Source organism: Micromonospora sp., from assembly GCF_048594385.1.
Taxonomy (GTDB): Bacteria; Actinomycetota; Actinomycetes; order Mycobacteriales; family Micromonosporaceae; genus Micromonospora; species Micromonospora wenchangensis.
The window spans coordinates 25,728-37,382 of record NZ_JBMDWU010000432.1; the positions used below are offsets into that span (position 1 = coordinate 25,728).

At 72.5% G+C, this 11,655-nt stretch carries 8 protein-coding genes; 6 read left to right on the forward strand and 2 right to left on the reverse strand.

Annotated elements, in window-relative coordinates:
* Nucleotides 1–10 precede the first annotated feature (10 nt).
* Nucleotides 11–490, reverse strand: coding sequence for a cytidine deaminase family protein (locus ACOJTC_RS23535; RefSeq protein ID WP_364311827.1), 480 nt, complete (start codon nt 488–490; stop codon nt 11–13).
* A 235-nt stretch (nt 491–725) separates the two neighbouring features.
* Here ACOJTC_RS23535 and hrpA point away from each other — a divergent pair, with 235 nt between their 5' ends.
* The gene (gene hrpA, locus ACOJTC_RS23540; RefSeq protein ID WP_420118518.1) at nt 726–4,781 is read left to right on the forward strand and encodes an ATP-dependent RNA helicase HrpA; all 4,056 of its coding nucleotides are present in this window, start codon (nt 726–728) and stop codon (nt 4,779–4,781) included.
* Here hrpA and ACOJTC_RS23545 read toward each other — a convergent pair whose 3' ends face one another.
* On the reverse strand, nt 4,782–5,720 hold the full coding sequence (locus ACOJTC_RS23545) for a LysR family transcriptional regulator (RefSeq protein ID WP_357934228.1): 939 nt from the start codon (nt 5,718–5,720) through the stop codon (nt 4,782–4,784). It lies immediately after the preceding gene.
* 29 nt (nt 5,721–5,749) lie between these two features.
* On the opposite strand from ACOJTC_RS23545, the gene ACOJTC_RS23550 reads away from it, so the two are divergent.
* From ACOJTC_RS23550 to ACOJTC_RS23570, 5 genes are all read left to right on the forward strand, one after another.
* Nucleotides 5,750–6,481 (forward strand): succinate dehydrogenase cytochrome b subunit, encoded by a 732-nt coding sequence (locus tag ACOJTC_RS23550; protein ID WP_420118519.1) that lies wholly within the window; start codon nt 5,750–5,752, stop codon nt 6,479–6,481.
* A 1-nt stretch (nt 6,482) separates the two neighbouring features.
* Entirely contained in the window at nt 6,483–8,420 is a 1,938-nt protein-coding gene (locus ACOJTC_RS23555) for a fumarate reductase/succinate dehydrogenase flavoprotein subunit (protein WP_204927930.1), read from the forward strand.
* On the forward strand, nt 8,417–9,178 hold the full coding sequence (locus tag ACOJTC_RS23560; RefSeq protein WP_420118520.1) for a succinate dehydrogenase/fumarate reductase iron-sulfur subunit: 762 nt from the start codon (nt 8,417–8,419) through the stop codon (nt 9,176–9,178). Before ACOJTC_RS23555 ends, ACOJTC_RS23560 begins: the two co-directional genes overlap by 4 nt.
* A 207-nt stretch (nt 9,179–9,385) precedes the next feature.
* The gene (locus tag ACOJTC_RS23565) at nt 9,386–10,570 is read left to right on the forward strand and encodes a zinc-dependent alcohol dehydrogenase (protein ID WP_204927931.1); all 1,185 of its coding nucleotides are present in this window, start codon (nt 9,386–9,388) and stop codon (nt 10,568–10,570) included.
* On the forward strand, nt 10,567–11,586 hold the full coding sequence (locus ACOJTC_RS23570) for an SDR family NAD(P)-dependent oxidoreductase (RefSeq protein ID WP_420118521.1): 1,020 nt from the start codon (nt 10,567–10,569) through the stop codon (nt 11,584–11,586). The genes ACOJTC_RS23565 and ACOJTC_RS23570 overlap by 4 nt, the downstream gene beginning before the upstream one ends.
* Nucleotides 11,587–11,655: the final 69 nt, after the last annotated feature.

The window sequence follows — 11,655 nt, forward strand, 5'->3', positions numbered from 1 at the left end:
GGCCCCGGGCTCAGTCCTCCGAGGCGGGGCGGCTCGCCGGGACGGTCGGCATCGGCCACTGCCCCGTCCGGACGATGGCGGAGGCGTCGAGCCGCTGCTCGGCCCAGATGTAGGTGTCCGGCAGCAGATCGGCCACCGGCACCTTGCGCAGCGCGTCCAGCGGCCCGACGATGACCTGGATGGTCGGGTGGTAGTCGAGCAGCACCTGCCGGCACCGCCCGCACGGCGGGATCACCCCGCGTCCCCGGTCGCCCACCGCGACGATGGTCTCCAACTCCCCCACGCCCTGGGTGGCGGCGGCGCCGATGGCCACCAGCTCCGCGCAGGGGCCACCGGTGAAGTGGAACAGGTTCACCCCGGTGAAGACCCGGCCGTCGGTGGTCCGGGCCGCCGCCGCGACGGTGTGGTTCTCGCTGCGGCAGCGCAGCTTGGCGACCGCCGTGGCGGCCTGGACCAGCGCGCGGTCGGTGTCCAGCATCGTCGTCGTCATCCGGCAGCCCCCGTGGTCGCGTCGTCGGCGCTCAGCGTAGCCCGGCGGCGGCCCGTTTCCCGGGCAGCGCACCGGGGGACGTGACCGGCCACCCACCGCACCGCGAACCCGCCCCCACCCGGCCCGCGACCTGCACCGCGACGGCCGGGGGACACCCGGCTCACCGGCGGCCGTGGGGTGCCGGGGCGTAACCCGGGGGCGGTCCGGCGGTCGGCTGCCTATCCTTGGCGACGACATGCAGAATCCAGCCGCCTCCGGTCCCGCCGCGCCCGCCGACGCCCCGACCGCCCGTGAGCTGCACCGCCGGCTCACGCCGTTGATGTTCCGTGACCAGCGTCGCCTGCAGCGGCGGCTGGACGGGGTGCGCCGGCTGCGCGACCCGCAGCGGCGCGACGAGGCGCTGGCCGAGATCGCCGCGGAGGTGTCCCGGGCGGAGGGCCGGCTGGCCACCCGGCGGGCCGCCGTGCCGACGATCACGTACCCCGCGCAGTTGCCGGTCAGCGAACGCCGCGACGACATCGCCGCCGCCATCCGCGACCACCAGGTGGTGATCGTGGCCGGCGAGACCGGCTCCGGCAAGACCACCCAGCTACCCAAGATCTGCCTGGAGCTGGGTCGGGGGATCACCGGCCTGATCGGGCACACCCAGCCCCGCCGGCTGGCCGCCCGGACGGTCGCCGACCGGATCGCCGAGGAGCTCGGCACCGAGCTGGGCGACGTGGTCGGCTACAAGGTGCGCTTCACCGACCAGGTGAGCGACCGCAGCCTGGTCAAGCTGATGACCGACGGCATCCTGCTCGCCGAGTTGCAGACCGACCGGATGCTGCGCCAGTACGACACGTTGATCATCGACGAGGCGCACGAGCGCAGCCTCAACATCGACTTCATCCTCGGCTACCTGCGCCAGCTGCTCCCCCGGCGACCCGACCTCAAGGTGGTCATCACCTCGGCGACCATCGAGACCGACCGGTTCGCCAAGCACTTCGCCGACGCCGACGGGCGGCCCGCGCCGGTGGTCGAGGTCTCCGGGCGGACGTACCCGGTGGAGGTGCGCTACCGCCCGCTGGTGGAGGTCGCCGAGGGCGACGACGACGGGGGCGACGACGAGGAGAACGTCCGCGACCAGATCCAGGCGATCGGTGACGCGGTGCAGGAGCTGGCCGCCGAGGGGCCGGGCGACATCCTGGTCTTCCTCAGCGGCGAACGGGAGATCCGGGACACCGCCGAGGCGCTGGGCAAGCTGACCCAGTCGAAACGCGCGCTGCTCGGTACCGAGATCCTGCCGCTGTACGCCCGGCTGTCGGCGGCCGAACAGCACCGGGTCTTCGCCCCGCACGCCGGCCGCCGGGTGGTGCTCGCCACGAACGTCGCGGAGACCTCGCTGACCGTGCCCGGCATCAAGTACGTGGTGGACCCGGGTTCGGCCCGGATCTCCCGCTACTCCAGCCGGCTCAAGGTGCAGCGGCTGCCCATCGAGCCGGTCTCCCAGGCGTCGGCCAACCAGCGCACGGGCCGCTGCGGCCGGACCTCGGACGGCATCTGCATCCGGCTCTACGACGAGCAGGACTTCGCCTCCCGGCCGGAGTTCACCGACCCGGAGATCCTGCGCACCAACCTCGCGTCGGTCATCCTCCAGATGACCGCGATCGGCCTCGGTGACCTCGCCGCGTTCCCGTTCATCGACCCGCCGGACCGGCGCAACGTCACCGACGGGGTCAACCTGCTGCACGAGCTGGGCGCGCTGGACCCGACCGAGACCGACCCGGCCAAGCGGCTCACCCCGCTGGGTCGGCGGCTGGCCCAGCTCCCGGTCGACCCCCGGCTGGCCCGGATGGTCATCGAGGGCGAACGCAACGGCTGCGCCACCGAGGTGCTGGTGATCGCCGCCGCGCTGTCGATCCAGGACCCGCGGGAACGGCCGGCGGAGAAGCAGGCCCAGGCCGACCAGGCGCACGCCCGGTTCACCGACCGGGAATCCGACTTCGTGTCGCTGCTCAACCTGTGGCGGTACCTGCGCGAACAGCAGCGGGAGCTGTCCTCCAGCGCGTTCCGCCGGATGTGCCGGGCGGAGTACCTCAACTACCTGCGGGTCCGCGAGTGGCAGGACATCGTCGCCCAGTTGCGCCAGGTGCTGCGTACCCCGGAGCAGGGTGACGGGCGGCGGGGCCGGCGGGGCGCGACGCAGGCCCCGGCCGACGGGGGCCGGCGCGGTCCGGCCGCCGACCTGCCGGAGGAGATCGACACCCCGAAGGTGCACCAGTCGCTGCTGCCCGGCCTGCTGTCGCACATCGGGCTCAAGGACGCCCAGAAGCACGAGTACCTGGGCGCCCGGGGGGCGAAGTTCGCGGTCTTCCCCGGTTCGGCGCTGTTCAGGAAGCCGCCGCGCTGGGTGATGGCCGCCGAGCTGGTGGAGACCTCCCGGCTGTGGGGCCGGGTCGCCGGGCGGGTGGAGCCGGAGTGGGTCGAGCCGCTGGCCCAGCACCTGGTCAAACGCAGCTACAGCGAGCCGCACTGGGAGAAGAAGCAGGCCGCCGTGATGGCCTACGAGAAGGTCACCCTGTACGGCGTCCCGCTGGTCACCTCCCGCAAGGTCAATTTCGGTCGGATCTACCCGGCGCTGAGCCGGGAGCTGTTCATCAGGCACGCCCTGGTGGAGGGCGACTGGCAGACCCACCACCAGTTCTGGCGGGACAACGAGAAGATCCGCACCGAGATCGAGGAGCTGGAGAACCGGGCCCGCCGCCGGGACATCCTGGTCGACGACGAGAGCATCTTCGCCTTCTACGACCAGCGCGTCCCCGCCGACGTGGTCTCCGGCCGGCACTTCGACGCCTGGTGGAAGACCGCCCGCCGGGAACAGCCCGACCTGCTCACCTTCACCCGGGAACTGCTGGTCAACGCCGGCCGGGGCGGGGTCGACGAGGCCGACTTCCCGGACGAGTGGCGGGCCGACGGGGTGACCCTGCCGCTGACGTACACCTTCGACCCGACCGCGCCCACCGACGGCGTCACCGTCGACATTCCGCTGCCGCTGCTCAACCAGGTGCCGGCGGAGAGCTTCGACTGGCAGGTGCCGGGGCTGCGGGAGGAGCTGGTGATCGCGCTGATCCGGACGCTGCCCAAGGCGGTCCGGCGCAACTTCGTCCCGGTGCCCGACCACGCCCGCGCGGCGCTGGCCGCGATCACCCCGGGCGAGGAGCCGCTGCTGGACGCGTTGGCCCGGCAACTGCGCCGGATGACCGGGGTGACGGTGCCCCGGGAGGCGTGGGAGCCGGCCAAGCTGCCCGCGCACCTGCGGGTGACGTTCCGGGTGATCGGTGACGCGGACCAGCCGGTCGCCGAGGGCAAGGACCTGTCGGCCCTGCAACGCCAGCTCCGCCAGGAGGTACGCCAGGTGGTGGCCGCCGCCGCGCCGGAGCTGGCCCGCAGCGGGCTGACCGGGTGGACCATCGGCACCCTGCCGCGCACCATCGAGCAGGTCCGGGCCGGCTACGCGGTGACCGCCTACCCGGCGCTGGTGGACGAGGGCACGACGGTCGGGGTGAAGGTCTTCGACTCCGAGGCCGAGCAGGCCGCCGCGCACTGGGCGGGCACCAGGCGGCTGCTGCGGCTGACCGTGCCGTCACCGGCGCAGTTCCTGCAGGGGCGGCTGAGCAACGAGGCGAAGCTGGCGTTGAGCCGCAACCCGCACGGCGGGGTGCAGCAGCTCATCGCCGACGCCGCCGGGGCCGCCATCGACAAGCTGATCGCCGACGCGGGTGGGCCGGCCTGGGACGCCGACGGCTTCGCCGCCCTGCGCGACCGGGTCCGCGCCGACCTGGTCGACACGGTCGTGGAGGTGATGGGCCGGGTCCGTCAGGTGCTCGCCGCCGCGTACGCGGTGGAACAGCGGCTCGGCGCGACCCGCAACCTGGCGGTGGTGGCCGCCCTGGCCGACCTGCGCCAGCAGCTCACCGGCCTGGTGCACGACGGTTTCATCACCGAGACCGGGTACGCCCGGCTGCCCGACCTGCTGCGCTACCTGACCGCGATGGAACGTCGGCTGGACCGGCTGACCGCCAACCCGCAGCGGGACAAGTCTCAGCAGGACCGGATCGCCACGGTGCAGCAGGAGTACCGGGACATGGTGGCCGCGCTGCCCCCGGCCCGCCGCGCCTCGGCCCCGGTACGGCAGATCCGCTGGATGATCGAGGAGCTGCGGGTGAACGTCTTCGCGCAGGCCCTCGGCACCCCGTATCCGGTCTCCGAGCAGCGCATCTACCGCGCGATGGACGACGCCGAGGGGCGCTGATCAGGGCAGCGGCTCCACGCCCGGCGGCAGGTCGCTGGTGCTGGTGGCCGCGTGCACGTAGTCGAGCAGGATGCGGCGCAGTTCCCGCCCGGCGTGGGTGGGCACGACGTCGCGGCGGCGGGCCACCGCGATGGTCCGTCGCACCCCGGGCGGGGCGAGCCGGGTGACCCGGATGCCGGGGCGGCGGCTGACCACGATGCCCGGCACCAGGGCGATGCCCAGTCCGGCCTCGACGAAGCTGAGCACGGCGTCCATCTCGCCGCCGTCGACCGAGAAGGTGGGCTCGAAGCCGGCCTCCCGGCACGCCTGGATGGTGGCGTCGCGCAGGTCGTAGCCCTCGCGGAACATCACCAGCGGTTGGTCGCGCAGGTCGGTGATCCGCAGTTCGCCACTGACCAGGGCGGCGGGCAGCGGCTCCACCGAGGCGATCACCAGGCTCTCCCGCAGGATCGGGTCGACCCGCAGCCCGGGGTCGGCCCCCTGCGCGGGCATGATGATCAGGGCGAGGTCGAGGTCGCCGCGCAGCAGGTCGCGGACGAGATCCTGCGAGCCGCCCTCCTCGACCCGCAGGTCGACGGCGGGGTGGGCGTCGCGGAACCGGCGCAGCACCGGCGGGGCGAGCGAGGTGGCCAGGCTGGGGGTGGCCCCGAGCCGGACCCGGCCCCGGCGCAGGCCGACCAGTTCCTGCACCTCCCGGGTGGCGGTGTCGACGTCGGCGAGGATGCGTTTGGCCAGCGGCAGCAGCACCTCGCCGGCGGCGGTGAGGGCGATGTTGCCGCGTATCCGCTCGAACAGGGGGGCGCCGAGGGTGGTCTCCAGAGCGTGAACTTGCTTACTCAACGACGGCTGGGTTATGCCGACGATGTCGGCGGCTTGGGTGAAATGTCGTACTTCAGCCACCGCGACGAAGTACCTCAGCTGATGGAGCTGCATCTTCATAGCTTACGGCTATCGAGACTGCGAGTTCGATGCATTGGACGACTGATTGCCGGGCTCCTAGCGTCGGTCAGGTGGTAATCACGAAAACTCGGTCGCCCATCCGCTCCAACGTCGGCCTCAAGGCCGTCATGGCGGTGACGGGCATCATGCTCGTGCTGTTCCTCGTCGCCCACATGCTCGGCAACCTCAAGGTGTTCACCGGCGAGACCTCGTTCGACCACTACGCGCACTGGCTGCGCGACATCGGCAAGCCGCTGCTGCCCGGGGTCTGGTTCCTGTGGATCCTGCGCACCGCGCTGGTGGCGGCCGTGATCGGGCACATCTGGGCGGCGACCGTGCTGGCCGTACGGGCCCGCGCCGCCCGCCCGGTGCGCTACGCCCACCGCAAGAAGGTCCAGGGCAGCTACGCCGCGCGCACCATGCGCTGGGGCGGAGTGATCATCCTGCTCTTCGTGATCTACCACATCCTGGACCTGACCACCGGCACCCTCAACCCGGTCGGCGACGCCAGCAACCCGTACGGCAACGTGGTCGCCGACTTCGCCCCCGACCGCTGGTACGTGACGCTGTTCTACACGCTGGCGATCGTCACCGTCGGCTTCCACCTGCGGCACGGGGTGTTCTCCGCGTTGCGCAGCCTCGGCCAGCAGACCCCCCGGGGCGAGCGGCGGGCCCGCACCGCCGCGCTGGTCTTCGCCGTCGTGCTCTGCGCCGGCTACCTGGTGGTCCCGTTCGCCGTACTCACCGGATTGGTGTCCTGACATGGAACTCTTCACCGAGGGCGAGCCGATCGCCGACACGAAGGCTCCCGACGGCCCGGTCGAGAAGCGCTGGGAGACCCGCCGCTTCGAGGCCAAGCTGGTCAACCCGGCGAACCGGCGCAAGCTGACGGTGATCGTGGTGGGCACCGGCCTGGCCGGTGGCTCCGCCGCCGCCACCCTCGCCGAGCAGGGCTACCGGGTGCGCAGCTACTGCTACCAGGACAGCCCGCGCCGCGCCCACTCGATCGCCGCGCAGGGCGGCATCAACGCCGCCAAGAACTACCGCAACGACGGCGACTCGGTGCACCGGCTCTTCTACGACACGGTCAAGGGCGGCGACTTCCGCTCCCGCGAGTCGAACGTGCACCGGCTCGCCGAGGTGTCGGTCAACATCATCGACCAGTGCGTCGCCCAGGGCGTCCCGTTCGCCCGCGAGTACGGCGGGCTGCTGGACACCCGCTCCTTCGGCGGCGCGCAGGTGCAGCGCACCTTCTACGCCCGGGGCCAGACGGGCCAGCAGCTGCTGCTCGGCGCGTACCAGGCGCTGGAACGGCAGATCGGCCTGGGCAACGTGGAGATGCACACCCGGCACGAGATGCTGGAACTGGTCGTCGTGGACGGCCGGGCCCGGGGCATCGTGGTCCGGGACATGGTCACCGGTGAGATCAGCACCGAGATGGCCGACGCGGTGGTGCTCGCCTCCGGCGGCTACGGCAACGTCTTCTACCTCTCCACCAACGCCAAGGGCTGCAACGTCACCGCCTCCTGGCGGGCGCACCGCAAGGGCGCGTACTTCGCCAACCCCTGCTACACCCAGATCCACCCGACCTGCATCCCGGTCTCCGGCGACCACCAGTCGAAGCTGACCCTGATGAGCGAGTCGCTGCGCAACGACGGTCGGGTCTGGGTGCCGAAGGCCAAGGGCGACGACCGCGACCCCCGGCAGATCCCGGAGGACGAGCGGGACTACTACCTGGAGCGGATCTACCCGTCGTTCGGCAACCTGGTCCCCCGGGACATCGCCTCCCGGGCCGCCAAGAACGTCTGCGACGAGGGCCGGGGCGTCGGGCCGACCAAGCTCGGGGTCTACCTCGACTTCGCCGACGCGATCGAACGGCTCGGCCGCAGGGCCATCGAGGCCAAGTACGGCAACCTGTTCGAGATGTACGAGCGGATCACCGGCGAGGACCCGTACCAGGTGCCGATGCGGATCTACCCGGCCGTGCACTACACGATGGGCGGGCTGTGGGTCGACTACGACCTCCAGTCGACCATCCCCGGCCTGTTCGTCATCGGTGAGGCCAACTTCTCCGACCACGGCGCGAACCGGCTCGGCGCGTCGGCCCTGATGCAGGGCCTCGCCGACGGGTACTTCGTGCTGCCCACCACCATCGCCCACTACCTGGCCTCCGGTCCGCTGGACAAGGTCGACGCCAGCCACCCGGCGGCGGTGCAGGCCCGGCGCGAGGTGGAGGACCGGATCGCCCGGCTGCTGGCCGTGAACGGCGACCGGACGGTCGACTCGTTCCACCGGGAGCTGGGCCAGATCATGTGGGAGCACTGCGGGATGGAGCGCTCCGAGGCCGGGCTGCGCAAGGCCATCGACGAGATCCGGGCGCTACGGGAGCAGTTCTGGCAGCGGGTCCGGGTGCCGGGCGACGGCGAGGGGCTCAACCAGTCGCTGGAGAAGGCCGGCCGGGTGGCCGACTTCTTCGAGCTGGCCGAGCTGATGTGCATCGACGCCCTGCACCGCGAGGAGTCCTGCGGCGGCCACTTCCGGGCCGAGCACCAGACCCCCGACGGTGAGGCGCAGCGCGACGACGACCGGTTCGCCTACGTGGCGGCCTGGGAGTTCACCGCGACCGGTGAGCCGGCCGTGCTGCACAAGGAAGACCTGAAGTTCGAGTACGTCCACCCCACGCAGCGGAGCTACAAGTGAACCTGACCCTGCGCATCTGGCGTCAGTCCGGCCCCCAGGACAAGGGGCGGATGGTGACCTACCCGGTCGACGACGTCTCCCCCGACATGTCGTTCCTGGAGATGCTCGACGTGCTCAACGAACGGCTGATCCTCGCCGGGGAGGAGCCGGTCGCGTTCGACCACGACTGCCGCGAGGGCATCTGCGGCATGTGCGGTCTGATGATCAACGGGGACGCGCACGGCCCGCAGCGCGGCACCACCGCCTGCCAGCTGCACATGCGGCAGTTCTCCGACGGCGAGACGATCGACATCGAGCCGTGGCGGGCCCGCGCCTTCCCGGTGATCAAGGACCTGGTGGTCAACCGGAACGCCTTCGACAAGATCATCGCGGCCGGGGGCTACATCACCGCGCCGACCGGCAGCGCCCCCGAGGCGCACGCCGCGCCGGTGGCCAAGGCCAACGCCGACGCCGCCTTCGAATCCGCCGCCTGCATCGGCTGCGGGGCGTGCGTGGCGGCCTGCCCCAACGGCTCCGGCATGCTCTTCACCGCCGCCAAGGTCACCCAGCTCTCGCTGCTGCCGCAGGGCCAGCCGGAGCGCTACACCCGGGTGATCGGCATGGTCGACGCGCACGACGAGGCCGGCTTCGGCGGCTGCACCAACGCCGGCGAGTGCACCGCGGTCTGCCCCAAGGGCATCCCGCTGAACACCATCGGCCGGCTCAACCGGGACTACCTCACCGCCACCGCCAAGCGCGGCGACACCCCCGGCTCCTGAACACCTGCTCCACCACGACCGCCGCACCCCCGGCTCCGGGGAGGCGGCGGTCGTCGTCTCTCCTGCGGTGCGCCGTCGCCGGCGTCCCCCGGGATGCGCGGCGGCGGGTCGCCGGGCGGTCCGGCGCGGGCAGCAGGCACGCCGCCGGTTCAAGCGCCCCTGCCGGGGTAGCAGACCCCTCGACGGCACCGAGAGGGGACAGCAGCGATGAAGGCACTGACCTGGCACGGCACGCGCGACGTCCGGGTGGACGAGGTCCCGGACCCCCGGATCGAGGCACCGACGGACGCGATCGTCCGGATCACCTCGACCGCGATCTGCGGCTCCGACCTGCACCTGTACGAGGTGCTCGGGCCGTACCTGAAGCCCGGTGACATCCTCGGGCACGAACCGATGGGCATCGTCGAGGAGGTCGGCTCCGGGGTGACCCGGCTCAAGCCCGGCGACCGGGTGGTCGTCCCGTTCAACATCGCCTGCGGGCACTGCTGGATGTGCGAGCGGCAGCTCTTCGCCCAGTGCGAGACGACCCAGGTGACCGCCGAGGGCAAGGGCGCGTCGCTGTTCGGCTACACATCCCTCTACGGTTCGGTCCCCGGCGGGCAGGCCGAGTACCTGCGGGTCCCGCAGGCCCAGTTCGGCCCGATCACCATCCCGCAGACCGGCGCCGACGAGCGCTACCTGTACCTCAGCGACATCCTGCCGACCGCCTGGCAGGCGGTGAAGTACGCCGACACCCCGCCCGGCGGCACCCTGGCCGTGTTCGGGCTCGGCCCGGTCGGGCAGTTCTGCGCCCGGATCGGCAGGCACCTCGGCGCGGGCCGGGTGATCGGGCTGGACCTGGTGCCGGAGCGGCTGGAGATGGCCCGCCGGCACGGCATCGAGACGCTCGACGTCAGCCAGCTCGACGACGTGCCCGGCGCGCTGATCGACCTGGTCGACGGGCGCGGCCCGGACGCGGTGATCGACGCGGTCGGCATGGAGTCGCACGGCTCGACCAGCGGCAAGCTGGCCCAGCACGCCGCCGGGCTGCTGCCGGACAAGCTGGCCGACAAAATGATCGACAAGGTCGGTGTGGACCGGTTGACCGTGCTCAAGGCCGCCCTCAAGGCGGTGCGGCGCGGCGGCACCGTCTCGATCTCCGGGGTGTACGGCGGCGAGGTGGACCCGATGCCGCTGATGGAGATGTTCGACCGGGGCATCCAGCTGCGGATGGGCCAGTGCCACGTACGCCGGTGGACCGACGAGATCCTGCCGCTGCTGTCCGGCGACGACGACCCGCTGGGCGTGGAGGACCTGCGGACCCACCGGATGCCGCTGGTGGACGCGCCGAAGGCGTACGAGATGTTCCAGAAGAAGGAGGACGGCTGCGTCAAGGTCGTACTCGCTCCGTGAGCCGGGTGGTGGTGGTCACCGGGGCCACCAGCGGCATCGGCCGCGCGGCGGCCCTGGAGTTCGCCGGGCGCGGGGACCTGCTGGTCCTCGCCGCCCGCTCCCCCGAAAGCCTGGCCGAGGTACGCCGGGAGTGCCACGACGCCGGCGCCGGGCGGGTACGCACGGTGCCCACCGACGTCACCGACCCCGACATGCTCGATGCCCTGGCCGACACGGCGGTACGCGAGTTCGGCCGGATCGACGTGTGGGTGCACACCGCGGCGGTGATGGCCTACGGCCGGTTCGAGGAACTGCCGGCGGAGGTCTTCGACCGGGTGGTCCGCACCGACCTGCTCGGCGCGGCCGGCGTCGTCCGGGTGGCGCTGCGCCGGTTCCGGGCGGCCGGCGGGGGCACCCTGATCCTCACCGGCTCGGTCCTCGGGCACGTCACCGCCCCCTACATGAGCGGCTACGTGACCAGCAAGTGGGGCCTTCAGGGGCTGGTCCGCACCGTGCAGCAGGAGGCCCGGGAGCTGCCCGGGGTGCACGTCTGCCTGGTCACCCCGGGCAGTGTGGACACCCCGGTCTACCAGCGGGCGGCGAACTACCTGGGGCGGGCCGGCCGGCCCCCGCTGCCGATCACCACCCCGCAGCGGGTGGCGCGGGCCATCGCGCGTTGCGCCGACCGGCCCCGCCGGGAGGTGTCGGTGGGCCGGGTCAACCTGCTCATGCGGGGTGGCTTCACCCTGCTGCCGGGCGTCTACGACGCGCTCGTCGGGCCGCTGATGCGGCGCGGCGGGCTCACCGGGCAGGCCGTCGCCCCGCACGACGGCGTCGTGTTCGCCCCGGACCCGGCCGGCGCGGCGGTGCGCGGCGGCTGGCTGCCGGAGCTGTCCGCCCTGCTGCGCCGGTCCGCCGTACCGGCCGGACGGACGGCCGCCTCGATCGGGACCGGGGTGGCGGTCGCGGCCGGGACGGCGCTGGCGGTCGGGACGGCACTCGCGGCGGGTGGCGCGGCCCGGCGTCGACGACGCTGAGCGGCGCCCCCACCACCCAAGGCCAGTCACCTAGAGTGGTGGGGGGGGGGGGGCGGGGCCGCCCCCCCC

What these genes read in the sequence shown, in the direction of transcription:
- ACOJTC_RS23535 (WP_364311827.1), bottom strand. Translation starts at nt 490, where the DNA reads ATGACGACGACGATGCTGGACACCGACCGCGCGCTGGTCCAGGCCGCC.
- hrpA (WP_420118518.1), top strand. Translation starts at nt 726, where the DNA reads ATGCAGAATCCAGCCGCCTCCGGTCCCGCCGCGCCCGCCGACGCCCCG.
- ACOJTC_RS23545 (WP_357934228.1), bottom strand. Translation starts at nt 5,720, where the DNA reads ATGAAGATGCAGCTCCATCAGCTGAGGTACTTCGTCGCGGTGGCTGAA.
- ACOJTC_RS23550 (WP_420118519.1), top strand. Translation starts at nt 5,750, where the DNA reads ATGCATTGGACGACTGATTGCCGGGCTCCTAGCGTCGGTCAGGTGGTA.
- ACOJTC_RS23555 (WP_204927930.1), top strand. Translation starts at nt 6,483, where the DNA reads ATGGAACTCTTCACCGAGGGCGAGCCGATCGCCGACACGAAGGCTCCC.
- ACOJTC_RS23565 (WP_204927931.1), top strand. Translation starts at nt 9,386, where the DNA reads ATGAAGGCACTGACCTGGCACGGCACGCGCGACGTCCGGGTGGACGAG.